Genomic DNA, 22,202 nt, shown 5'->3' with positions numbered 1-22,202 from the left:
GGGACTATCGCAAATCGAACGGCGGAAGACGGGGGCAAGAAAAAAACGAGACAAACGCGGCGGGTTTACGCTCGTCGAGTTGCTCGTTGTACTCGTAATCCTGAGCCTCATCATGGGCCTGGTCGGCCCGCGCGTGCTGTCCTACCTGTCGGACGCGCGGTCGAAATCGGCGAAGCTGCAGATCGAATCGCTGTCCTCGGCGCTCGACCTGTTCTACCTCGATACCGGACGCTATCCGACCACGTCGGAAGGGCTGGACGCGCTGGTGAAGCGCATCCCCAACGTCGAGCGGTGGAATGGGCCGTATCTGAGCCAGAATTCGGTTCCCGCCGACCCCTGGGGCAATACCTACGAGTACCGTTCGCCAGGCGATACGGGTCCCTACGAGATTATCTCTCTCGGCGCTGACGGCCGAAAGGGAGGCTCCGGGGATGATCAGGACATCAAGAGCAAATAACCTCCGGCGCGCGGGCGCCGGCTTCGCGCTGATCGATATGGTGGTCGCGTTGGCGGTCGTCGCGCTCGTGGTCGCGATCGTGCTGCCGCGCGTTTCGCGCGAACCGGGCCCGGGGGCGCTCGAGGCCAAGGCCTACGAGATCGCGGCGATCTTCCGCGACGACCGCAACGCGGCGATGCTCGGCCGGCGCGAGGTCGTCAGCCGCATCGACATGACCAACAAGGTCGCCTCGTCCGGATCGCGCGACCGCGCGGTCAAGGTGCCCGACAGCGTCGGCATCGAGCTCGTCCAGGCGCAGACCGAAGCGTTTCCCGGCGGCGGTGGCATCCGGTTCTATCCCGACGGGCGCGCCTCGGGCGGCGTGGTGACGCTGCATCGGGGCCAGTACGGCTACCAGGTCAGCGTCAACTGGCTGACCGCGCATGTCGACGTCGAACCCATGACCGCGGCGGCACGGCCATGATCGCGCGAGCGCGGATCGCTTGGGCCAATGCGGCGCGTCTCGCGCGCCGGCTCGCGCCGCGGCGCCGGGGGCGATCCACCGCTGGCTTCCTGCTGCTCGAGGCGCTGGTGGCGGTCGGCATCATGGCCTTCATCCTGTCGGTGCTGCCGTCGGGCGTGATCATCGCGCGCAAGAGCGTCCTGACGTCGGCGAACGTGGTCAGCGCGCGGCTCGTCGCCGAAGCCGTGCTGACCAACGAGTTTTCCGGGCCCGATATCACCGTCGGAACCAACGGCGGCACGCTCGACGGCTTCGAGTGGGCGACGCTGGTGCGCCCCAACGAAGCCCTGCGCCAGGCGTTCCCGTCGCGGCAATGGCAGCCGTTCGACGTCATCGTGCAGGTGCTGGTTCCGAACGGGCCGAAGGTGACCCTGGAAACCGTCCGGCTGGGGCGCGAGCGATGAGACGGCGCTTTCGCGGCCGGGCCGGCTACGTGATGATCGAGGCGCTCGCGGCGCTGGCGATCTCCGGGCTGGTGCTCGCCGCGGTTCCGCTGGCCTCTGGTATCCTGTTTAGGAACTGGGAGAAGGCGACGTCCGGCTCCGATACCATCGACCGTCTGGCGAGCGGATTGTCGGTGGTGCGTCGCGAGCTCTCGGTGATGCGGCGCGAGCGCTTCGCGGAACGCGACGCGGCCGGTCCGTATGCCTTCGTGGCGACGTCGGACACCGTCGGCTTCGTCCTGCCGGATGCCTCCGCCGGCTCGAAGACCGGCGAGTTCGTCGTGGTCATCAAGGTGCGGCCGGAGGCGAACGGCAACGCGCTTGTGCGCGGCATGGCGCCCTTCCGGCCGGACATGCGAAATTTCGACCGTCTGCGCCTGGATGACCCGGTGGTGCTGCTGAGCGGACCGTGGAAGTACCGTTTCCAGTACGCGGCGCGGCGGCGCGGCGGGCTCGAATGGCTGGACGAATGGCTCGACGAGCAGGACCTGCCGGTCGCGATCCGGCTCGACGTGGTCGACTATACGAGCGAGCAGCGGGTGATCCCGCCGCTGGTGATCCCGATCCGTGTCGATGCCGAACCGGGCTGCATCGACGAGCGCGGCGGGGTGTGCGGGATATGATCCGGTTCCGCCTCAGCTCCCGGTTCCGCCCCGGCTCCAGGCCGCGCCGCCGCGACGGCGGCTATGTCACGGTCGTGGTGCTGACCTTCGCCGGTCTGATGGCGGCACTGGTCGCGGCGACGCTGAACGTGGCGCGTCCGAGCGTCGGACAGGCGCTCGTCAATATCGACGACATGCAGGCCGACGGGCTGCTCGAGGCCGGTGTCTCCACCGCCGGCCTCGCGCTCTACAGCGCCAATAGGCCGGTGCAGACGGTCGACGGATTCGCGGTGCCGCTGGAAACGGGCGCCATTCGCCTCACCATCAGGGCCGAGGCCGGCCGGATCGATCTCAACGCCGCAAGGCCGGAATTGCTGTCGGGTATCTATGCGGCGGCGGGCACCGGTGCGCTGAAACCAGGCGACTTCGCCGCGCTGGTTCTCGACTGGCGGGACCGAAACAAGCGGGCGCGCCCGGGTGGTGCCGAGCGCGACGAATATGCAGCGCTGGGTCTCGACCACCAGCCGCGCGACGGGCCGTTCCTGTCTTTGGAAGAACTCCTGCTGCTGCCGGGAATGACGCAAGAGGATTACCAGCGGCTGTCCCCGTATCTGACCGTCTTCAATCCGCTCGGCGACATCGATCCGGGCAGCGCGGAAATGCCAGTCCTGCTGTCGGTTCCGAATATGTCCGAATCCGAGGCGTATGGCATCAGATCCGCCTTCAACAGTCCGGATTCGACGCGGCGGGAACGTAACCAGCTGATCCGGCCATATCGGCGATTTCTGACCGCCGACGGCGGAGACGTGTTCAGGGTGCTGGTCGAGGCGCGGCTCAACAATGGTTACACCAAATCGGTGGAAGCTGTATTGATGCCGGGATTTCGGCGGGTCCCCTACCATGTTCTGTACTGGCGGGTGCTCGATCCGCCCAAGGTTCCGTCATGACTCCGGGACCGCGAACAATCCGCCGGGCGATTTGTTGGTGTTTACGTAATCGATTGGTATCAAGCTGATCCGTGATGGACGCCGTTGTGAAATTCTTCGGGTGGTGGATCGACGAACTGGCCCGCATTCTCGAGCCGTTCGTCGGCCGCGCCAGCGCGCCTGCGGATTTCGTCCTCGTGCAGGAGGGGGACCGGTTCGTCTGCATGCGCGGTGGCCGCAAGGGCATGACCGATGTCGGCGTGCTCGGCGGCGGGGGAACGCTCGATGCGGATATCCGGAAGAAGCTGAAGGTCCAGAATGTCGAGGTGCGGCTCGATCCGAACGTGGTTCTCGACAAGACGCTCGCCTTGCCGGCGGCCGGACAGCAGTATCTCGACGCGATCCTTCGCCACCAGATCGAGCGGCTGACACCCTGGGCCGCGGACCATGTGGCCTTCGACTACGTTGTCGGCAATTCGGAGCCGGTGGCCGAGGGGCAGGTATCGATCCGTCTCGTGGCGACCGCGCGCGAGACCGTGACGCGTGCGCTGGAAACGCTCGCAGAAGCCGGGATCAGGCCGCGTGCGGTCGGCACCGCGACCGATCAGCTGGACCACGTGAGCCCGGTCGACCTGCAGGATGAGACCAAGACCGGGCGCCAGTCGTCCCTGCGCCGTTCGGTCGCCGTCGGTCTCGCGGCGACGGCTGCGGTCATTCTCATTCTCGGCGGTTTCCAGACCTGGGAGGTCTACCGGCTGTCGGCCGAGAGCGAAGAGGTCCAGGCCGCCGTCGAGGCGCGACGCGCGGTGATCGCGGAGGCGGTCGCACGCACCACCTCGTCGGACGAGTATCGCGCGCTTGCCGCCCGGAAGGCCGCCGCGCTGCCGATGGTGGTACTGCTCGAAGAACTGTCGAAAACACTGCCAAGGAATACCTTCCTGACGGAGCTCGATGTCGAAGGCAGCACCTTGCGCATCAACGGGACGTCGTCGCAGGCCCCGGCGCTGATCCAGCTTCTCGAGAACGCCGATATCCTCGCCGATGCTCAATTCGGCGCACCGACAACCCGGAACGAAAGGGGCAACGGCGACAGTTTCCAGATCGTGGCGAAGATCGGGGCGCCGACCACAGGGCAGGTCCCGAACGGTCGGGTGCCGAGCGGTCAGGTGCCGGCCGGGCAGGCCTCGGCGCCGGGGGCGGACGTCGAATGAGCACGGCCGCGACGTTCGACAGGAAACGGTTCGGCGCGGTCGCCCTGTTCGCGGTCCTGCTTCTGGCGGGACTGATCTGGATTGGCTGGGCGTCGCTGGCGGTGTCGACGATCGGCGAGCAGCTCACCCAGCAGGAAGCGCAGCTCGATGCGCTGGCGACGCGCACGCGCAGCCTGACCGCGGGCGTGGGTGGCGAGGGCAACGCGCAGATCGCCGTGTATTTCCCGGGCGACACGCAGGCGATCGCGGCGGCCGCCGTCCAGAGGACCGTCGACGAGATCGTCGAGAAGGCGGGCGGGCGCGTGGTCGAAAGCCAGATCCTGCCGGTGCAGCCGGACGAGGAAACCGCCAACCGGATCGATCTCCGGGCCTCGTTCGAGGCCGATATCGACGCCCTGCAGAAGGCGCTCTACGACATCGAGACCCACCTGCCGATGATGATGGTGAAGTCGATGTCGGTGCGGTCCTTCGTACAGGCCGGGCGCCGGGACGCCGACGAGAAGAACCCGATCCTGCAGGTCGCCCTGGTGGTCTCCGGCTTCTGGACGGCGGAGCAGCCATGATCCTCGCGCGACGTCATTGGCCGGACTGGAGCGGGCGCCTCATGCTGGCGGCGATCATCGGCGCGCTGTTCGTCATGCCGGCAGCCGCCCAGGACGACGCGGCAACGCGGGCGCGGAACGAGGCGGCGCGGACGGGCGTCGCCGCAACGCGACCGACTATCAAAAAGCCCGAAGAGACGACAACGGATGCGGTGGTGGAAACCCCGCAGAAACTCGTCCAGTCGCAAGACGCCGCAGCGCAGAACCCCGGGAACGCGAAAGCGAAAGCGAAGAAGAACCAGAACAAGAAAGCTCGTAACGAGACGTCCGGGAATCGGGCGGTCCGGAATCAGGCGGCCCAGAAGGAGGCGCCGCAAAACAAGGAGGCTCCTGAAAAGGGGCAGGACGGTTCCGTGTCCGTCTCCGGTGCCGGGTCCGACACGGACGTTGTCGACGCTCTGGACAGCCGGGCCGAACTGATCGGCGGCCTTGCCCTGAAGGATCTTCAGCAGACCCGCCAGGCGCCGCTGTTCACGCCGTCGCGGCAGCAGCCGAAGCCGCCGCCGCCGCCGAAGAAGGTCGAGAAGGCGGTCAAGCCGCCGGCACCTCCGGCGCCGCCCAAGCCGCCGTCGCTGCGTCTCGTCGGCGTGGTGTTGACCGATGAGTCGAAGATCGCGCTGATGATGGCGCAGGACCGATCGGTAAAGCGGCTGTTGCTCGGCGACGAAATAGAAGGCTGGTCGGTAGTGAAGCTCGATCCGGAAATGGTCGAGCTCAAGCTCAAGGGGCAGCGCAGCGTCTACCGGATGTTCAAGCCGCAAGCGGCGGGCGCGGACGGCCCGAAGGATGAAGGCCCCGGCCAGAACCGGCGAAAGAAGAAACGGAAAAACTAGCCGCGCCGCGGGTGGTCAGGTGGTGACGCGGACGACCTCGGCGACCGAGGTCAGTCCCGCCCGGCACTTGGCGAGACCGTCCTCCAGCATCGAAGTCATGCCCGCTTCATGGGAAAGCCGCTGCAATTCCGCGGTATCGACGTCGTCGTGGATGTTCTTGCGTAGTTGGGCGTCAAACTTCATCACCTCGAAAATGGCTATGCGGCCGCGATAACCGGTGCCGCCGCACCAGTCGCAGCCGCCGCCGACGAAGAGGGACTCGCCGGGCGCGAGCGTCAGAACGCCGCGTTCGATGAGGGATTCCGTCGTGGCGTCGCCGGGCGGGGCCGGCTGGCGGCAGCGCTCGCACAGCCGGCGGACGAGGCGCTGGCCGACGACGCAGCGCAGCGCCGAAGCGAGCAGGAAGCTTTCCACCTTCAGGTCGAGCAGGCGCGCGACGGCGTCCGCGGCATTGTTCGTATGCAGCGTCGTCAGCACCAGATGGCCGGTGAGGGCGGCCTGAATGCCGATCGAGGCGGTCTCGGAGTCGCGCATCTCGCCGACCATGATGATGTCGGGGTCGTGGCGCAGGAAGGAGCGTAGCGCGGTCGCGAAGGTGAGGTCGATCGACGGCTTGATCTGGGTCTGGTGGATGCCGGGGACCTGATATTCGATCGGGTCCTCGACCGTCATGATCTTGCGCTGCGGATCGTTCAGGTAGGTCAGCGCGGCGGCCAGCGTGGTGGTCTTGCCGCTGCCGGTCGGGCCGGTGACGACGATCATGCCGTAGGGTTCGGCGAGCTGGGTGCGAAGCGCCTTCAGGTCGTGCTGGGACATGCCGAGCCTGGCCAGGTCGAGCGCCCGCGATTCCTTCACGAGAATACGGATGACGGCGGCTTCGCCATGCAGGGTCGGCATGGTGGCGATGCGCAGGTCCGCCTCGGTGTTGACGATCTTCACGCGGGCGCGTCCGTCCTGGGGCAGACGCCGCTCGGCGATGTTGAGGCCGGCCAGAATCTTGATGCGCGAAACGATGGCCCGGGCCATGCGGCTCGGCAGGTTCTGGTAGGGGCGCAGGAAGCCGTCGACGCGCAGACGCACCCGGACGGCGTCGCGCGAGGGCTCGATGTGGATGTCGGTGGCGTTCAGGTCGATCGCCGCTTCCAGCATCGCGTCGACGGCCTGGACCACAGGGGCTCCGCGAGCGAGGTCGCGCAGGCGCTCGAGATTCTCGTCGCTGGTGGATTCGCCGTCAATCTCGCCTGCCTGCGCCGCGGCGGCCGCCGTCTGGTCCGCTTCGCTTGTCTGTTCGACATCGCGCTCGAACAGCATGGCGATGTCCTCGAAGGCGACGACATAGACCATCGGTGTCGCACCGAGCGCGAGGCTGACTGCGCGAATCGCGTCCTCGTTCGTCGGATCGGCAACGGCGAGGGCGGTATGGCCGTCCTTCTCGAAGGGATAGACCCAGGCATCGCGCAGGAACCGGCGCGAAAGCCCTTTCATCCCGTGCTGCTTGCCGGTCACCGATTCGGTGCGTCCGCGCGGTAGTCCGTGGAACGCGGAGATCGCGTCGGCAAGATCGGTTCCGGTCAGGATTCCGGCTTCCCAAAGCTGTGCATAACTGCCGCGTTCAGACGCATCCAGCTTGGAAAGTGCGGCCCAATCGACACGCTCGGAAAACTCCTGCGCGTTCTTGAGGAACGCGGTGAAGGTTCCGTCGACATCGAGAACTTCGTTCGCTATCATCGAATTTGGACAGGGACCGGTCGGCGCGGCGTTTCCGCTATGCTCTACAAATAGATGGCGTAGGGGGCTGTTGCAACCGAGCCACGGCGGTAAGAAGCAAGGACGCAACAGTCAAACGACGGGGGCCAACGACTACTCGTGGCGGGCGCATGACCCGCTGGCGGGTCGGCTGAATCCAACGGGGTTTTCGTTAGTATCATGTCTGCGATGCGGGAGGTTCTCTTCTGATAGGACCTCCGCGTTCGAGGGTATATCTGTCTGCGTATCGGCTTCGCGATTCGTTCCGCGTGAGCGAGCCGCGTGATCGAGGCAGCCGCGTTTGTTCGTACAGGCCGGTCCGACCGGCGGGTAGCTGTCCTCAGGTGAGGAGGTAACCGAGGCGTCTATGCACCTGAGGTTAGTGTTTCGTCTCACACTGCTGTTGCTGGTCGGGTTGTCTGTCGTCTCCTGCCAGACAACGGAAGACCTCCTGTCCGTGCGCGGGTCGGGCAACCGCCTGTTCGGTTCCGTTCTCAACGCGGACCTGACGGCGCGGCAGGCTGATCCCGGCGCGGCCAACGCTCAGGGAATCCAGCGGGTCGATGGCGGCGAGCCGGTCATCTATCCGGCGGACGGAGCCGGGGCGACGGGCGGGCCGTTTGTGCCGGCCACGGCCGGAGACGGCGGCGGCAGCTACCGGCTGAACTTCGAAAACGCCCAGATCGGCGATGTCGTGCGGGCGATCCTCGGCGACTCGCTTGGCCTGAACTATGTCATCGACCCGAACGTGAATGGCCGCGTCACGCTCGTTTCGGCGCGGCCGGTGGCGCGGGACGAACTGCTTCCGACGCTCGAGGCGATCCTGCGGATGAACCAGGCCGCGCTGATCACCGAAGGCGCCGTCTACCGGGTCGTCGTCGATGCCGATGCCGGCAATCTCCGCGCACGCATGAACAATTCCGGCCACCAGGCCGGATTCGGCCTCACGGTGCTGCCGTTGAGATACGTGTCGGCGAATACGATGATGGGGCTCATCGACGGCTTCGCCACCAAGCCCGAGACGATCCGGGTCGACGCCACGCGCAATCTCCTGCTGATTTCCGGCTCGGCGCCGGAACGACGGACCGCGGTCGAAACCGTGATGACCTTCGATACCGACTGGATGGCGGACCAGTCGGTCGGCATCTTCCCGACCCGGGACGTGCGGCCGGAAACGATGATTCCGGAGCTCGAGCGCCTTTTCGAAACGCAGGAAGGCCGGGCTGGCGCCGATCTTATACAGTTCGTGCCGATGTCCCGCATGAAGGCGGTACTCGTCGTCTCCAAGCGCGACGACCTGATACGCCGGGCGGGGACATGGATCTCGCGGCTCGACCGGACGAACCCGGCGGCCGAGACGACGGTCAACGTCTATCGCGTCAAATATCGCGACGCCAAACTGCTCGTGCAGATCCTCAGCGGCATCTTCGGCGGCTCGACCGTCGGCGGCAGCGGCGCGGAAGAGCCCTCCGCAGCGGATCAGATCATGCCGGGGTCGAGCGTCTTCACGTCGAGCGCTGACGGTGCCGAGCCCGGTATCGATGCGGCCGACGACGGGGCGGACGCGGAAGGCGCGGCGTCGGGAACCGGCACGACCTTCGATTTCGCACGGTCGCCGGCACCGGGCAGCGGCGGGGGAACCGACCTGTTCGCCGGCCAGACCTCGGGCGCGGGCGGCGAGGGGCCGCGCTTCAGCGCCGATACCGCCAACAATTCGATCGTCATCTACGCCGACGGCGATACCTATCTGAAGATCCTCGCGGCCTTGCGCCAGATCGACGTGCCGCCGCTGCAGGTCGCCGTCAACGTGGTGATCGCAGAGATCCGGCTGAACGATCAGCTGAAGTTCGGCGTGCAGTATTTCATCAAGAGCGGGGACGTCGGGCTCAAGGACGATGTCGGCTCGATCGGCCTGTTCAACACCGTCGCCAATTCGATCAACCGCGAGCTGCCTGGCTTCAACTTCGTGATCGGGTCGGAGCAGAGCCCCGACGTCATCATCTCGGCCTTCGACAAGATCACAGACGTGTCGGTGCTGTCGTCACCGTCGCTGGTGGTCATGGAGAACGAGACCGCTGCGCTGCAGGTCGGCGAGGAAGTGGCCGTTTCCACGCGCCAGGCGCAATCGGTGATCAATCCGGACTCGCCGACCGTGAACGAGATCGAATATCGCGATACCGGCATCATCCTGAAGGTGACGCCGCGGATCGCCGAGAACGGCATCATCTCGATGCAGATCCAGCAGGAGATCTCCGACATCGCGTCCGGCGCCTCGACTCTCACGCCGACCTTCACAAAACGCCGCATTTCCAGCTCGGTTTCGGTCGCGAGCGGCCAGACGGTGCTGCTCGGCGGGCTCATCGCCGAAGGATCGGACAACAACCGGACCGGTATTCCCGTCCTGCACCGCCTGAAAGGCGTCGGCGACCTTTTCGGCACCACGGACAATTCCGCCAGGCGCAACGAGCTGATCGTGCTGATCCGGCCGACCGTGATCCGGCAGGGGCAGGACGCCCAGCAGGTCGCGGAGGAACTCAGGGCGCGGATGTGGAACATGCAACGCAACGCGACGGGGCAGCAGTGACGCTGTCGCCGTCATCGCGGCGACACCTGATCGCGGCGGCAGGCGGTGCCGCTCTCGGAGCGGTCGCGGCGCTGGCGCTGGTCGACGGGGCCGCACGGCCCGACCTGATTTCGGCCTCGGCGGTATTGGGCGCGGCAATGGCGGCGATCGCGCTGGAGGACGCGCTGCGGCTGCGGGTGCCCGATCCGTGGGTTTACGGGGCGCTGGTCACCGGGATCGTCTGGAGCATCTCGATGCGGCTGCGCTCCGGTGACGGACTTGTGGCCGCGGGCGGCGCGGTTCTGATCGCCGTCGCGGTGTGCGGCGGTGCGTTTCTGGCGGTGCGGGAGGCGTTCTACCGGCTGCGCGGGGTCGACGGGCTCGGCTTCGGTGACGTCAAGCTGGCGGCGGCCGGCGGGGCCTGGCTCGGCTGGGAAGGCTTTGCCTTCGCCGTCCTCGTGGCCGCGGCCGGCGCGCTTGCCTTCGTGGTCACGCGGGTCGGGCGCGGCCGGGGATGGAATGCGGACCAGCGCCTTGCGTTCGGCGCCTTCCTGGCGCCGGCGATGTGGGCGACCTGGCTCGTGTTGCAGGGCGCTGGGGACGCGTGACGGGGTTCGGAGCCGGACAGATGATCGGGCATTGGTTTCACGGAACGGCAAAACGGGGCGCGGACAGGGGCCTGCGGAAGGCTTTTCTGGCCGTTTTCTGCCTGCTGGCCGTAAGTGTGCCGGCGGTCGCCACGTCGGTCGAGAGTGGGGTTGCGGCCTATGAGCGGGGCGACTATTTCCGCGCGGTGCAGCAGTGGCGCCCGCTGGCCGAGCGGGGCGATCCGAAGGCGCAGACCGCGCTCGGGCTCGCCTACTACCATGGGCAGGGCGTGCCGCAAGACTACGGCGAGGCGGTCGTGTGGTACCGCCGTGCGGCGGAACAGGGCTATGCCTATGCCCAGGGCTTGCTCGGGTATCTCTATTTCCAAGGCCAGGGCGTCCACCAGGACTACATGGACGCCTATTTTTGGCTGAACCTCGCCGCAGCGGGGCTGCCGCCCGGACGCGAGCGCGAGCTCGCCATCACGCGGCGCGGTTACGTACAGACGCAGCTGAGCCCGAACGAACTGCACACGGTCCAGGAGCGCGCGGCCGAATGGCGGCCGGCGCCGGCCGTTCCCGAGGACGTGCAATAGAATTTTCAGCCCCGGTTGGGTAAGACTGCCGCTATAGACCCGGTAGCGGAGAACCGAAGTTGGCGCGTTCTTTTGTCGAAACCGCGCAGAGGGCTTCAAATCGCGGCAGGACCGGAGTTGGTCCGGCCTTCGCGGCCATCGCGGCGCTTTTCGCTGCATTCGCGACGACAACGGGTGTCTCGGCCGAACCTCGCATCTATCTCGGCGACGACCACAACGGACTCGTCGAGGCAGATCCCGGTCTGCTTCTGATTAGGGCCCGAAGCCGCGCCGAAATGCGGGTCATCGTCGAATTGCGCACCGATTTCGTCCCGGAGGGCAAGCTGTCGCTGTTCGGGGCCGCCAACCAGCGGACCGCGATCGACGGCCTGCAACAGAGGGTGCTGGGCCGGTTGGCGGGCGCGCGAAACGTGAAGCGCTTCCAGTCGGTTCCGCTGATGGCGATGACGGTCAATGCCGGTCGCCTCCAGACCCTGATCGACAATCGGGACGTCGCTGCGATCTTCGAGGACGTTCCGGTTCCGCCGGCGCTCGACGCCAGCGTGCCGCTGATCCGGGCCGACGTCGCGGCCGGGATCAGGCGGGTCAATGGCGGCAAGGGGTGGTCTGTCGTCGTGCTCGATACCGGTGTGCAGCGCAAACACAGAGCGTTCCGACGGAAAATCGTGTCGGAAGCCTGCTTCTCGACCACCAATGCCGACTCGAAGTCGCTTTGCCCCGGTGGCGCGCAATCCTCCACGGCCAAGGGGGCGGGCGACACCTGCCGGCGATCGATCGACGGATGCGGGCACGGCACCCATGTCGCGGGGATCGCCGTTGGCAATCCGAAGGGCGCGGATGCGATATACGCAGGCGTGGCGCCCAAGGCCTCGCTGATCCCGATACAGGTGTTCAGCCGGTTCTCCGGGGCAGCCTGCGCCGGGTCAAGCCCCTGCGTCCTGAGTTATATCAGCGATCAGCTGGCGGCCCTGGAGCATGTGAACACGCTCGCCAGCAGACGGAAGATTGCCGCGGTGAACATGAGCCTGGGTGGCGGATTGCGTCGCAAGGCCTGCAGCAAGCACCCGCTGACGCCGATCATCCGGACGCTGCGATCCAAGCGCATCGCCGTGGTGATCGCCGCCGGCAACGCCGCCGCCGACGGGCGGGTCGGTGCGCCAGGCTGTATTCCGGCCGCCATAACGGTGGCCAGCACGACGAAGACGGACGACGTGTCGTCGTTCTCGAATTTCTCCAGGCTGGTCGATGTCGCCGCGCCGGGCAGCGATATCTGGTCAACGGTCCCGGGCAACCGGTTTGCCGTTCTCAGCGGCACATCCATGGCAACGCCGCATGTGGCCGGCGCCTGGGCCTTGTTGCGGCATCGTTTCCCCAAGGCTTCGGTCCGGAAAGTACGGCGTGCCTTGCGGTGTTCGAGGACGCAGGTGACGCGCAACGGCGTCGCCGTTCCGCGCATCGATGTCTACACTGCGTTCCTGGCGCTGAAGAACCGTCGCTGCACCTTGTAGGGATCGGCGCAGGGGGCGGCGCGATACGACGAATGCGGAACCAGTCATGAGATGGTTTTACAACGCGGTTTCAACCTCGCGGCGGCTTTGCGCCGCGGCGGCGGTCGCTGTGGGCCTCGCGCTGGGGGCGGGCGGACACGCCGCATCGGCCGGGCCCGCGCTCGTGTTCGACGCCGATACCGGCGAGATCCTGCACGCGCATATGGCGACGACGAAATGGTATCCGGCGTCGCTGACGAAAATGATGGCCGCCTACGTGACCTTCGCGGCGATCGAGACGGGCCGGATCGGGCTCGATACGCCGGTCGCCATCGGCGAGGGCGATCCGGCCTTGGGCCTGAAACTTCCGCCCGGCACCACGTTCACCGTCGAAGAGACACTGCCGCTGGTGCTGGCCGCCTCGCTCAAGTTCGCAACGGAAGCACTCGGCCGGACGGTTGCCGGCTCCGTCGATGCCTTCGTCGCCGACATGAACGCGTCGGCGCGGCGTCTGGGCATGAACGATACCCAGTATGTCAACTCCCACGGTTTTCACGCCGCGGGCCATGTGACCACGGCGCGCGACATGGCGGTGCTGACCCGGGCGCTGATCCGGGACTTTCCGCAATACCAGCGTTTCTTCGAGATCCGCTCGGTCGCCATTGCCGGGCAGCAGCGGCGCAACCATAACGACCTGCTCGGCCGGTTTCCCGGCGCGGACGGCATGAAGTCGGGCTATGTCTGCGAGTCCGGCTACAATCTGGTCGGCACGGCGACACGCGAGGGCAGGCGGCTCGGCACGATCGTGCTGGGTGCCTTCTCGGCAGCCGAGCGCGAGGCCGTGGCCGAGCGAATGCTGAAGGCGGGCTTTGCCGCCAAGCCCGGTGCGCCGGGCCTCACGATCGATACATTGCCGCCGTCGCAGGACGGTCCTATCGATATGCGTCCTTTTGTCTGCGGCAAGACAAAGCCGCCCGCAGCGCTCGTCGGCTTCGGAACGATGGCGCCCCTGCCGCGGCCGAAACCCTGAATCGGCCGCGATCCGCCGACAGCCGGGACCTCACGCCTTGGTGTGTCCGGCGGGCGGGAGATTTATCAGCAGGGTCGCCTCCCAGCGGCCGGAGCGGACGGCCTCGCCGATCAGGACCGTGATGACGTCGCGCACCGCTTCCAGGGCATAGGTCGGCGGGCGCTCGGTCAGTTCGCAGACATAAAGCGTTCGCGACAGTTCCGGTTCGACGATCGGGCGGACATGCAGGTCGCCGCTTTCGATCTGTTCCTTCATGAACAGCCGGGTGCCGATGGTGCAGCCGAGACCGGCGAGCAGCGAGCCGCCGATTGCCTGCACCGAGTTCATCTGCAGGATGGCCCTGGCCTCGATTTTCTTCAGGAGCGCTACGTCGTTCATGATCGCGCGGGCCGACACGCCCTGCCGCAGGAAGATGATCGGAAGATCCAGCAACTCGCTGAAGCGGATCGGGTCATCGGTATCGCCGATGATCTCGCGTTTGCCCACGCAGACCATGCGTTCATCGAGAACCGCCTGCGTCTTGAGCCGCGGGTCGGTAGGCGGATTGTAGAGTAGCGCCAGCTCTACCTCGGACATCATCAGGTGCATCAGGGTCGAGCCCGACAGGCTTTCGGTCAGCGACAGCTTCACCTTCGGGTAGCGCTCCAGAACCGTGCGGGCGAGGTCGACCCCGATCGCCTTGACTGCCGAGAACGCCATGCCGACCGACACCTCGCCGGCGATCTCGCCGCCGGCGTCGATCACGTCCTGCTCGGCCGACGCCATCGCCTTCAGGATCAGCTTGGCGTGCGCGTAGAGGCGTTCGCCCGCCGCGGTCGGCTGCATGCCGCGTGGCTTGCGCACGAACAGGGGCACCGAGAGGTCGTGCTCCAGATTGGCGAGGTGATGGCTGAGCGCCGAGACGGCGACGCGTTCGCGCTCGGCGGCGCGGGTCAGCGTCCCCTGTTCGAAAATGGCGGCGAAGTAGCGGAGTTGCCGGCTGTCCATGGCGCGTCAAAGGGTTTCTAAAATTTCGAAAGCTGCTTTTGAAACATTATGATTTTGTGATTTAGCCGGCAACGATAACCTGCCAGCCAACGACAATCGCAGGGAGGCGATCCATGGACCGGCCGTTCCGGCCGCTCGACGGCGTCCGCGTCGTGGAGATGAGTCATATGATCATGGGCCCGTCCTGCGGGTTGTTCCTGGCGTTCCTCGGGGCCGAGGTGATCAAGGTCGAGCCGCCCGGCGGCGACAAGACCCGCGATCTCGGCGGCATGGGTGCGGCCTTCTTCCCGCTCGCCAACCGCGGCAAGAAGTCGGTGCAGCTCGACCTGAAATCGGAAAGCGGGCGGGATGCCCTGCACAGGCTGCTCGAGACGGCGGACGTGTTCGTCGAGAATTTCCGCGATTCCTCGTTGCGCGCCATGGGCGCGGACCTCGACGCGCTGCACCAGCGATACCCGAGGCTGATCGTCGCCTCGCACAAGGGCTTCCTGCACGGGCCCTACCAGAACCGCACGGCGATGGACGAGGTGGTGCAGATGATGACGGGGCTGGCCTACATGACCGGCCCGTCAGGCCGCCCGCTGCGTGTCGGCTCCTCGGCCAACGACATCATGGCTGGCCTGTTTGGCGCTCTCGCCGTGCTGGGCGCGCTGATGGAGCGCGACAAGACCGGTGAAGGTCGTCACGTGCGTATCGGTCTGTTCGAGAACTGCCTCGTGCTCGTCGCGCAGCATATGATCCAGTACGAGCTGGAAGGCCGCAATCCGCCGCCGATGCCGGAGCGGGATTTCTCCTGGCCTGTCTACGATATCTTCGAGACGGCCGACGGCCGGCAGATGTTCGTCGGCGCCGTAACCGAGGGGCATTGGCACGCCCTGTGCGATCTGCTCGGCCTCGACGACCTCATTTCCGACGCGCGGCTCCGGACCCGCATGGACCAGATCAACGCGCGGGACTGGACGCTGCCGCGCATTGCCGCCGCGCTCGCCGAGCGGACCTCCGAAGAGCTCGCGAAGGCGTTCGAGCCGCTGGGCATTCCGTTCTCGCCGATCGCCAGGCCCTGCGACATGTACGAGGATCCGCACGTGATGCGGCCCGGTGGCCTCGTCGCCTCGAAGCTTCCGGACGGCAGGCACTTCCGTGCGCCGTCGCTGCCTATCGAGGTAGACGGTGTGATGTTCGACAATGGCGGCGACGTGCCGAGTATCGGGCAGGATACCGCCGCCGTCCTCGGTGCTCTCGGTCTCGACGCGGCGGAGATCGCCGCCGCGCGTGGCGCGAGCGCCAAGGAGAGGGCCGGGACATGAACAGGGCCGCCGCGCTGTATCCCAATGACACGGTGACCCTGCGCGAGGTGGGGCTGCGCGACGGCCTGCAACTGGTGAAGACGTGGCCTTCGACGGTGGCCAAGCATGACTGGATCGCCCGCGAATACGCCGCGGGCGTGCGCCGCTTCGAGGTCGGTTCGTTCCTGCCGGCCGCCCGCTTTCCCCAGTTCGCGGACGTGCGCGCGCTGATCGAGCAGATCGGCGGGCTCGACGGTGCGAGTTCGGCCGCGCTTGCGTTGAACGAGCGCGGCGCATCGGACGCGCTGGAGACCCCGCTTGATGAGATCGTCTGCGTCGTCTCGGCGACCGAGGAGCACAGCCAGGCCAACGCCCGGCGCTCGCGTGCCGACGCGGTCGAGCTGATCCGCACGGTCGTGCGTATGCGCGATGAGTCCTCGAACACGCCGATCGTCAACGCCGGCATTTCGATGGCCTTCGGCTGCTCGATCGCCGGCGCGGTCGACCCGGCCGAGGTCCTGCGTCTTGCCGAGGCCTGCCTCGAAGCCGGCGCCGACATCGTCGGCATCGCCGATACGGTCGGCTACGCGGGACCGAAGCAGGTCGGCGATCTTTCCGCGGCGATGGCGGCGTTGTGCGGTGGACGGGCGTTCATCGTGCATCTGCACGACACGCGCGGGATGGGGATCGCCAACGCCTCCGCCGCGCTCGATGCCGGTGCCCGTGTTCTCGACGGCTCGCTCGGCGGGCTCGGCGGCTGCCCGTTCGCCCCCGGCGCGACTGGCAATGTCGTTTTCGAGGATCTGGTCTACCTCTGCGAGACGAAAGGCATGCGTACCGGCATCGATATCGAACGGCTGACGGCGGTGCGCGAGATCCTGCAATCCGAGATGCCGGGCGAACACCTTTACGGTTCGCTAGCGCGCGCCGGGCCGCCGCCAAATCTCGCATGGCGGCCGTGACCGCAGGACTGTTCTTGGACGTACGGCAATGACCACTCCCAGGGAGGAAACAATGGGAAAAACAACAACCCTCGTCGCCACGCTGGCGATCATGGCTTCGTCGGCGACGCTCGCCGAGGCGGCCACCGAAATGCGCTGCAGCCACCAGCTGCCGCCGGCGCACCATATTGCCAAGGTGATCGACCGCTGGGCCGAGGAAGTCGAGAAGCAGTCGGACGGCGAGATCGACGTTCAGATCTTCGGCGCCGACAGCCTCGTCGGCGCGAAGGAGAACATCGTCTCGGTCGCAAAGGGCGATATCGAGTGCGCCTTCTCGGTGAATTTCCAGTGGGGGAAGACCCTGCCGATCATGAACGTGACGCTGGCCCCGTTCGCGTTCGGCGATATCGAGGTCTGGAAGAAATGGCCGGACTCCGAAGCCGCCGCGTTCCTGAGCGAGAAGCTGCTCGACAAGGGCGTCCGGAACGTCGTCTGGCTGTTCACCACCAATACGTCGACCTTCACCCATAACGGCTCGTTCCTGGTCAAGCCGGAGGACTTCAACGGGATCAAGATCCGCGGCTTGACGCCGACCTTCGACGGCTCGCTTGCCGCGATGGGGGCCGCGCCGGCCTCCATGCCCGGCTCCGAGGTCTACCAGGCGCTCGCCACCGGCGTCATCGACGCGGGGCTGACCGATGCGGCCGCCGCCGTGTCGCGCAAGTACTACGAGGTGCAGGATCACTTCACGGTGCTGCCGGTCATCAGCGTCTATTTCCACGGCTACGTGAATCCGGCTTGGTATGACGGCCTGTCCGACACGGCGAAGGCCGCGCTGGCGAAGGCCGGTACCGAAGCCGCGAACTGGGCGATCGAGGCCTCGGAGGAAGCCGGCGCCGCCGCGCCCGGCCAGCTCGAGGAAAAGGGCGTCAAGGTGCACATCAACTCGGCCGAGGAGAACGCCGCGCTGGAGGCGGCGATGCGGCCGGCCTTCGACGAGAAGTTCCTCTCCGACAGCCCGGACAGCAAGGCGCTGATCGAACTGGTCGGCAAGCTGTGAGGCGCAGCTTGCTATGAGCTTCATGACCGAAGGGGGGGAGGCGGCTGACGCCTCCCATCCACTCAGCCGCGTGGTCTACGCGCTGGCACGGCTGTGCGGGTTCCTGAGCGCGCTTCTGATCCTGGTCATGCTCGCGGTCGTCATCTATGCGATCACGTACCGCTATCTGCTCAATTCCCCGATCCTCGGCGGCGACGAGCTGCTGGGCTACTTGCTGGTGGCCGCGATCATGCTGGGGGCGGCCGAGGCGCTGCGCCGCGGCGACCACATTTCGATTGATCTGCTCGTCGACCGGGCGGGGCCCCGCGTCGCCCGAGGTCTCAGGCTCTGGGGCGATCTCGCGGTCCTCGTCTTCTCGATCGTCCTCGGGTGGAGTGCCTGGCGCTCCGTTACCTTCGCTTACGATTTCGGGTCCTATTCCCCCGGATATCTCGAAATCGCGATGTGGATCCCGAAGTCGCCGATCCTGATCGGCTCGGTCCTGCTGGCGACCACGGCGCTCGCACGGATACTCAACGCCGTCCCGGGACCTGGCGTGGGACCTGGCGTGGGTCCGGGCGCGGGTCCGGGCGCGGGAACCGGCCGGCAATGACGATCGTCCTCGTCTTCGGCGGCCTGCTCCTGCTGCTCCTATCGGGCATGCCGATCTTCGCCGCGCTCGGCCTGACCGGGATCGCGGTCCTCGGCATCGCCGAGGGCAAGGTCTCGGGCGTCGCCGATACGGTGTTCTCCCATTTCGACAATTCCATCCTGACCACGATCCCGCTGTTCGTCTTTATGGCGCAGGTGATGATCCGGGCAAAGGTGATCGACGACCTCTACGACATGGCGCACACGGTGATCGGCCATGTGCGCGGCGGCCTGGGGGTCGCCACCGTCGCCTCCTGCACGATCTTCGCCGCCATCTCCGGGTCCTCCGTTGCGACCGCACTCAGCATCGGCTCGAGCGCGATCCCGCAGATGAAGCGGTTCGGCTATCCGGAGCGCGACGCGCTTGGCGTGATCGCCGCCGGCGGCACCCTCGGCATCCTGATCCCGCCGTCGGGGCCGATGATCCTGTATGCGATCGTCTCCGAAGTCTCGATCGGAGCCCTGTTTCTCGCCGGCCTGGTGCCCGGCCTGATCATGGCGGCGGTCTTCGCGCTCTATTGCGTCGCCAGCGCAAAACCGGCCAAGGGCATCGAAACGCCGGACTGGGCCGGCTGGTCCAGGGCGATCGGTGCGATCCGCCGCTCGATCTGGGCGGTGCTCGCGCCGCCGATCATCATGGGCGGCATATTCTTCGGCGTCTTCACCGCCTCCGAGGCGGCCGCCGCCGGGTCGCTGTACGCGCTTGTCGTGGCCGTCCTCGTCTATCGCAATTTCGGCGTCCGCGATCTCTACGTCTGCGCCTATCAGACCATGCGCACGTCGCTGATGGTCTTCATGATCATCGCGGGTGCGGGCATCTTCGGACACGCGATCACCATCATCCGCCTGCCGGTCGGCGTCACCGAGGCGGTCACGCATTTCGGCCTGGGGCCGCTCGGCTTCATCGCCGTCATCATGGTGCTGATCTTCGTGATGGGGATGTTCCTGGAGACGATATCAATCATCCTGATCACGACGCCGATCCTGCTGCCGACCATGGCGCAGCTCGGGATCGACCCGGTGTGGTACGGCGTTCTGCTGATGCTCAACCTGGAACTGGCGCTGATCACGCCGCCGGTCGGAATGAACCTGTTCGTGATCAAGGGCATCACCGACGCGCCGTTGTCGGAGGTGGTGCGCGGCGCGCTGCCCTTCGTTCTGCTGCTGATCGCGGGGCTGCTGCTGCTGATCGCCGCGCCGGGCCTTGCGACATGGCTCCCCTACAGCGCGGGATTTGGCCGCTAGGGCAGGGCGAAGCGGGATTGCCCGGGCGAGGAACGTGGTCGCGTTCCACCTTTCTGCGGTCGGGCAGGCAGTCCAGCGGATGGCACCGGCCGCGCACCTGTGCGTGATCGCGGCAGGGGTGCCCTTGCCGTCGCATGGCAGGACTTGGTAGGACTCGGGGCGAGGAAACGTCCCGGCCGCGATGGCCTAAGATCAACAAATGGTCAGCGTCACCTACGATCCGGCCCTGGTGATCGCTTCCGTGCTGGTAGCGATCATGGGGGCGTTCACCGGCCTGCGACTGACGAGCGGATTGCGGCACCTCGATCCCGCCGCCCGCCGCCCGCGCATCGCCGAAGCCGCGGTCGCGCTCGGCGGCAGCATATGGTCGATGCATTTCGTCGGCATGCTCGCGGTCAGCATTCCCCTGACGATCTCCTACAGCGCGCTGCCGACCCTCCTTTCCGCCCTGGTGGCGATCCTCGTCGTCGGTGTCGGGCTGATCGCGCTGCATTTCGGCGCAAGGACGCAGGATCGCATCCTGATCGCCGGCACGCTGACGGGGCTCGGCATCGTTTCCATGCACTATATCGGCATGACGGCGATCACCGGGAACTGCGTCATCGCCTACAAGCCGATCGGTCTCGTCCTGTCGACGGCGATCGGGATCGGCTCCTCGATTCTGGCGCTCGAGCTCGCCTATCGCCGGAGAACCTGGTTGATGACGGCGTGCGGCGCGGTGGTGCTGGGCCTCGCCATTTCCGCGATGCACTACGTGGCGATGATCTTCACCACGTTCGAAGCGACCGATACGGTCGTCTTCGTCGCCACCCCGATCCTATCGACGGGGACGCTGGCGATGATCGTCGCGCTCGCCTCCTTCGTCATCTGCGGCCTGTTCCTGCTGATGGCCATTCCGGTCGAGAACCAGGCGCGGCTGGCCATGCGGCCGGTCGGTGTTGCGATCGGTGTTCCAGGGGGCGTTCCCGGCGGCATTCCCAGGGGCGCGCCCGTCACCGTTGCCGGCGCCTCCGGGACGGTGAGTGTGCCGCCAAAGGCGGATTCGGCGCTGTCCAAGGCCTATGTCGCCGGCGGTCCGAACGAAAGGAAGCCCGATCCGGCTTTGTCCGGCCGAATTCCCTATGAGCGCGACAATACGATCCGGTTCCTGACCATCGAGCAGATCTCCGCCTTCCGTGCAGACGGCCACTATACGCGCGTCATCAACGGCTCTACCGAGTTTTTCTGCCCCTGGTCCATCTCCAGGGTCGAAAAAGCCATCGAAACGGCGCCGTTTATCCGGACCCATCGCAGTTACCTCGTGAATCTGCGTCATGTGGCGGGATTCAAGCGCGAGGGCGACAAGGCGTTCTGCTTCCTGATCGGCGATCGGGAGATCAGGATTCCGGTCAGCCGGTCGCGGATCTCGGATGTCCAGAAGGCGCTCGGCTTGCAGTAGCCGATCCAACCGGCCCCGCATTTCGTGCAGTCAGCGCGCATTTCGTGAAATTCACGCGCGTCCGGACAGTTTGATCTCGCAACGGTAGCGCCAGCCGGCCCATCGTTCCTCCCAATGTGCGGTCATCCAAGAAGCCGCATGAGGAGGAGACCATGATACCTGGAGCATTCGACTACCATCGTCCCTCGACGGTGGCAGAGGCGCTGTCGCTTCTCGCCGAGGCCGGAGAGGACGGGCGGGTGCTGGCCGGCGGCCACAGCCTGATCCCGATGATGAAGCTCAGGATGGCGCTGCCGGAAACCCTGATCGACCTGCGCCACATCGGTGAGTTGAAGGGCATCGACGAAGCCGACGGAACCCTTACCATCCGCGCCATGACCACACAGGCGGAGGTGATCGACTCCGGCCTGCTCGCCGAATATTGCCCGATCCTGCGCGAGACGGCGCTGCAGATCGCCGACCCGCAGATCCGCAACCTCGGCACCATCGGCGGCAACGTCGCCAACGGCGATCCCGGCAACGATATGCCGGCGCTGATGCAGGCGCTTGACGCGGTCTATGTGCTTGCCGGTCCGAACGGATCGCGCGAGGTCGCCGCCCGCGACTTCTACGAGGCGGCCTACTTCACGGCCCTAGATGCGGGCGAGATGCTGACGGCGATCAGGATTGAGGCGCCGCCGAAGGGTCACGGCTACGCCTACGAGAAACAGAAGCGCAAGATCGGGGACTACGCCACCGCCGCCGCGGCGGTGATCCTCACCATGTCGGGCGGCAAATGCGACAGCGCCTCGATCGCGCTGACCAATGTCGCCGACACGCCATTGTACGCCGAGGCGGCCGGGGCCGCGCTCGTCGGTACGGAACTGGATGCCGATGCGGTGAACGCCGCCGTCGCCGCCGCCGAATCCATCTGCCAGCCGGCCGAGGACGGCCGCGGCCCGGCGGATTTCCGCACCCGGATCGCAGGCCAGATGGTGCGCCGCGGCATCGCCCGCGCCGCCTCCCGCGCCCGCTGACACCATTCGAGAGA

22 protein-coding genes are annotated in these 22,202 nt (G+C 66.6%); 20 read left to right on the top strand and 2 right to left on the bottom strand.

What is annotated here, in order from left to right; translation table 11 throughout:
• Window positions 1-13 precede the first annotated feature (13 nt).
• The 8 genes from gspG to ACSF9G_RS00170 all read left to right on the top strand — a co-directional run bounded on the left by gspG (window position 14) and on the right by ACSF9G_RS00170 (window position 5,576).
• Window positions 14-457: a type II secretion system major pseudopilin GspG gene (gene gspG, locus ACSF9G_RS00205; RefSeq protein ID WP_436639618.1), complete on the top strand. Its 444-nt coding sequence runs from the start codon at window positions 14-16 to the stop codon at window positions 455-457.
• Window positions 432-920 carry a GspH/FimT family pseudopilin gene (locus ACSF9G_RS00200; protein ID WP_436636920.1) on the top strand — a complete coding sequence of 163 codons (489 nt, stop codon included), beginning with the start codon at window positions 432-434 and terminating at the stop codon, window positions 918-920. Before gspG ends, ACSF9G_RS00200 begins: the two co-directional genes overlap by 26 nt.
• Window positions 917-1,363: a hypothetical protein gene (locus ACSF9G_RS00195; RefSeq protein ID WP_436636918.1), complete on the top strand. Its 447-nt coding sequence runs from the start codon at window positions 917-919 to the stop codon at window positions 1,361-1,363. The genes ACSF9G_RS00200 and ACSF9G_RS00195 overlap by 4 nt, the downstream gene beginning before the upstream one ends.
• Window positions 1,360-2,025, top strand: a complete 666-nt coding sequence (locus ACSF9G_RS00190; RefSeq protein ID WP_436636916.1) for a PulJ/GspJ family protein — start codon at window positions 1,360-1,362, stop codon at window positions 2,023-2,025. Before ACSF9G_RS00195 ends, ACSF9G_RS00190 begins: the two co-directional genes overlap by 4 nt.
• The gene (locus ACSF9G_RS00185) at window positions 2,022-2,951 is read left to right on the top strand and encodes a type II secretion system minor pseudopilin (protein WP_436636914.1); all 930 of its coding nucleotides are present in this window, start codon (window positions 2,022-2,024) and stop codon (window positions 2,949-2,951) included. The genes ACSF9G_RS00190 and ACSF9G_RS00185 overlap by 4 nt, the downstream gene beginning before the upstream one ends.
• An 86-nt stretch (window positions 2,952-3,037) precedes the next feature.
• Window positions 3,038-4,141 (top strand): PilN domain-containing protein, encoded by a 1,104-nt coding sequence (locus ACSF9G_RS00180; RefSeq protein WP_436636912.1) that lies wholly within the window; start codon window positions 3,038-3,040, stop codon window positions 4,139-4,141.
• On the top strand, window positions 4,138-4,704 hold the full coding sequence (gene gspM / locus ACSF9G_RS00175; protein ID WP_436636910.1) for a type II secretion system protein GspM: 567 nt from the start codon (window positions 4,138-4,140) through the stop codon (window positions 4,702-4,704). Before ACSF9G_RS00180 ends, gspM begins: the two co-directional genes overlap by 4 nt.
• A 41-nt stretch (window positions 4,705-4,745) precedes the next feature.
• Entirely contained in the window at window positions 4,746-5,576 is an 831-nt protein-coding gene (locus ACSF9G_RS00170; RefSeq protein WP_436636908.1) for a hypothetical protein, read from the top strand.
• Between the two features lie 15 nt (window positions 5,577-5,591).
• On the opposite strand, the gene ACSF9G_RS00165 is transcribed toward ACSF9G_RS00170, so the two are convergent.
• Window positions 5,592-7,304, bottom strand: coding sequence for a GspE/PulE family protein (locus ACSF9G_RS00165; protein WP_436636906.1), 1,713 nt, complete (start codon window positions 7,302-7,304; stop codon window positions 5,592-5,594).
• Window positions 7,305-7,689: 385 nt separating this feature from the next.
• On the opposite strand from ACSF9G_RS00165, the gene gspD reads away from it, so the two are divergent.
• Genes gspD through ACSF9G_RS00140 form a run of 5 tightly spaced genes read left to right on the top strand, consistent with a single transcriptional unit; the run spans window position 7,690 to window position 13,585 of the window.
• A complete protein-coding gene (gspD, locus tag ACSF9G_RS00160) occupies window positions 7,690-9,906 on the top strand; it encodes a type II secretion system secretin GspD (protein WP_436636904.1) in 2,217 nt (738 codons plus the stop codon).
• Window positions 9,903-10,493 carry a prepilin peptidase gene (locus tag ACSF9G_RS00155; RefSeq protein ID WP_436636902.1) on the top strand — a complete coding sequence of 197 codons (591 nt, stop codon included), beginning with the start codon at window positions 9,903-9,905 and terminating at the stop codon, window positions 10,491-10,493. Before gspD ends, ACSF9G_RS00155 begins: the two co-directional genes overlap by 4 nt.
• A gap of 20 nt (window positions 10,494-10,513) precedes the next feature.
• Window positions 10,514-11,068 (top strand): tetratricopeptide repeat protein, encoded by a 555-nt coding sequence (locus ACSF9G_RS00150; protein WP_436636900.1) that lies wholly within the window; start codon window positions 10,514-10,516, stop codon window positions 11,066-11,068.
• A gap of 59 nt (window positions 11,069-11,127) precedes the next feature.
• Entirely contained in the window at window positions 11,128-12,576 is a 1,449-nt protein-coding gene (locus ACSF9G_RS00145; RefSeq protein ID WP_436636898.1) for a S8 family peptidase, read from the top strand.
• Between the two features lie 46 nt (window positions 12,577-12,622).
• Window positions 12,623-13,585: a D-alanyl-D-alanine carboxypeptidase family protein gene (locus tag ACSF9G_RS00140; RefSeq protein ID WP_436636896.1), complete on the top strand. Its 963-nt coding sequence runs from the start codon at window positions 12,623-12,625 to the stop codon at window positions 13,583-13,585.
• A 30-nt stretch (window positions 13,586-13,615) separates the two neighbouring features.
• Here ACSF9G_RS00140 and ACSF9G_RS00135 read toward each other — a convergent pair whose 3' ends face one another.
• Window positions 13,616-14,572, bottom strand: a complete 957-nt coding sequence (locus tag ACSF9G_RS00135; protein ID WP_436636895.1) for a LysR family transcriptional regulator — start codon at window positions 14,570-14,572, stop codon at window positions 13,616-13,618.
• A gap of 113 nt (window positions 14,573-14,685) precedes the next feature.
• Here ACSF9G_RS00135 and ACSF9G_RS00130 point away from each other — a divergent pair, with 113 nt between their 5' ends.
• The 7 genes from ACSF9G_RS00130 to ACSF9G_RS00100 all read left to right on the top strand — a co-directional run bounded on the left by ACSF9G_RS00130 (window position 14,686) and on the right by ACSF9G_RS00100 (window position 22,188).
• Window positions 14,686-15,879 carry a CaiB/BaiF CoA transferase family protein gene (locus ACSF9G_RS00130; protein WP_436636894.1) on the top strand — a complete coding sequence of 398 codons (1,194 nt, stop codon included), beginning with the start codon at window positions 14,686-14,688 and terminating at the stop codon, window positions 15,877-15,879.
• Complete coding sequence (locus ACSF9G_RS00125; protein ID WP_436636893.1) at window positions 15,876-16,820, top strand: hydroxymethylglutaryl-CoA lyase-like TIM-barrel protein; 945 nt, start codon at window positions 15,876-15,878, stop codon at window positions 16,818-16,820. Before ACSF9G_RS00130 ends, ACSF9G_RS00125 begins: the two co-directional genes overlap by 4 nt.
• Before the next feature lie 52 nt (window positions 16,821-16,872).
• Window positions 16,873-17,859, top strand: a complete 987-nt coding sequence (dctP, locus tag ACSF9G_RS00120) for a TRAP transporter substrate-binding protein DctP (RefSeq protein WP_436636892.1) — start codon at window positions 16,873-16,875, stop codon at window positions 17,857-17,859.
• Between the two features lie 13 nt (window positions 17,860-17,872).
• On the top strand, window positions 17,873-18,451 hold the full coding sequence (locus ACSF9G_RS00115; protein ID WP_436636890.1) for a TRAP transporter small permease: 579 nt from the start codon (window positions 17,873-17,875) through the stop codon (window positions 18,449-18,451).
• On the top strand, window positions 18,448-19,734 hold the full coding sequence (locus ACSF9G_RS00110) for a TRAP transporter large permease (protein WP_436636888.1): 1,287 nt from the start codon (window positions 18,448-18,450) through the stop codon (window positions 19,732-19,734). Before ACSF9G_RS00115 ends, ACSF9G_RS00110 begins: the two co-directional genes overlap by 4 nt.
• Window positions 19,735-19,933: 199 nt before the next feature.
• On the top strand, window positions 19,934-21,172 hold the full coding sequence (locus ACSF9G_RS00105) for an MHYT domain-containing protein (RefSeq protein ID WP_436636886.1): 1,239 nt from the start codon (window positions 19,934-19,936) through the stop codon (window positions 21,170-21,172).
• A 152-nt stretch (window positions 21,173-21,324) separates the two neighbouring features.
• On the top strand, window positions 21,325-22,188 hold the full coding sequence (locus ACSF9G_RS00100) for an FAD binding domain-containing protein (protein WP_436636884.1): 864 nt from the start codon (window positions 21,325-21,327) through the stop codon (window positions 22,186-22,188).
• Window positions 22,189-22,202: the final 14 nt, after the last annotated feature.

This window comes from Microbaculum mangrovi (assembly GCF_051390635.1).
Lineage (GTDB): Bacteria > Pseudomonadota > Alphaproteobacteria > Rhizobiales > Tepidamorphaceae > Microbaculum.
The sequence above is the reverse complement of the archived record's forward strand: the minus strand, read 5'-3'. Positions and strand labels throughout refer to the sequence as shown.

What these genes read in the sequence shown, in the direction of transcription:
- gspD (WP_436636904.1), top strand. Translation starts at nt 7,690, where the DNA reads ATGCACCTGAGGTTAGTGTTTCGTCTCACACTGCTGTTGCTGGTCGGG.
- ACSF9G_RS00135 (WP_436636895.1), bottom strand. Translation starts at nt 14,572, where the DNA reads ATGGACAGCCGGCAACTCCGCTACTTCGCCGCCATTTTCGAACAGGGG.
- ACSF9G_RS00100 (WP_436636884.1), top strand. Translation starts at nt 21,325, where the DNA reads ATGATACCTGGAGCATTCGACTACCATCGTCCCTCGACGGTGGCAGAG.
- dctP (WP_436636892.1), top strand. Translation starts at nt 16,873, where the DNA reads ATGGGAAAAACAACAACCCTCGTCGCCACGCTGGCGATCATGGCTTCG.
- ACSF9G_RS00165 (WP_436636906.1), bottom strand. Translation starts at nt 7,304, where the DNA reads ATGATAGCGAACGAAGTTCTCGATGTCGACGGAACCTTCACCGCGTTC.
- ACSF9G_RS00200 (WP_436636920.1), top strand. Translation starts at nt 432, where the DNA reads ATGATCAGGACATCAAGAGCAAATAACCTCCGGCGCGCGGGCGCCGGC.
- ACSF9G_RS00140 (WP_436636896.1), top strand. Translation starts at nt 12,623, where the DNA reads ATGAGATGGTTTTACAACGCGGTTTCAACCTCGCGGCGGCTTTGCGCC.
- ACSF9G_RS00195 (WP_436636918.1), top strand. Translation starts at nt 917, where the DNA reads ATGATCGCGCGAGCGCGGATCGCTTGGGCCAATGCGGCGCGTCTCGCG.
- ACSF9G_RS00190 (WP_436636916.1), top strand. Translation starts at nt 1,360, where the DNA reads ATGAGACGGCGCTTTCGCGGCCGGGCCGGCTACGTGATGATCGAGGCG.
- ACSF9G_RS00110 (WP_436636888.1), top strand. Translation starts at nt 18,448, where the DNA reads ATGACGATCGTCCTCGTCTTCGGCGGCCTGCTCCTGCTGCTCCTATCG.
- ACSF9G_RS00105 (WP_436636886.1), top strand. Translation starts at nt 19,934, where the DNA reads ATGGTCAGCGTCACCTACGATCCGGCCCTGGTGATCGCTTCCGTGCTG.
- ACSF9G_RS00185 (WP_436636914.1), top strand. Translation starts at nt 2,022, where the DNA reads ATGATCCGGTTCCGCCTCAGCTCCCGGTTCCGCCCCGGCTCCAGGCCG.
- ACSF9G_RS00150 (WP_436636900.1), top strand. Translation starts at nt 10,514, where the DNA reads ATGATCGGGCATTGGTTTCACGGAACGGCAAAACGGGGCGCGGACAGG.
- ACSF9G_RS00125 (WP_436636893.1), top strand. Translation starts at nt 15,876, where the DNA reads ATGAACAGGGCCGCCGCGCTGTATCCCAATGACACGGTGACCCTGCGC.
- ACSF9G_RS00115 (WP_436636890.1), top strand. Translation starts at nt 17,873, where the DNA reads ATGAGCTTCATGACCGAAGGGGGGGAGGCGGCTGACGCCTCCCATCCA.
- ACSF9G_RS00170 (WP_436636908.1), top strand. Translation starts at nt 4,746, where the DNA reads ATGCTGGCGGCGATCATCGGCGCGCTGTTCGTCATGCCGGCAGCCGCC.
- ACSF9G_RS00130 (WP_436636894.1), top strand. Translation starts at nt 14,686, where the DNA reads ATGGACCGGCCGTTCCGGCCGCTCGACGGCGTCCGCGTCGTGGAGATG.
- gspM (WP_436636910.1), top strand. Translation starts at nt 4,138, where the DNA reads ATGAGCACGGCCGCGACGTTCGACAGGAAACGGTTCGGCGCGGTCGCC.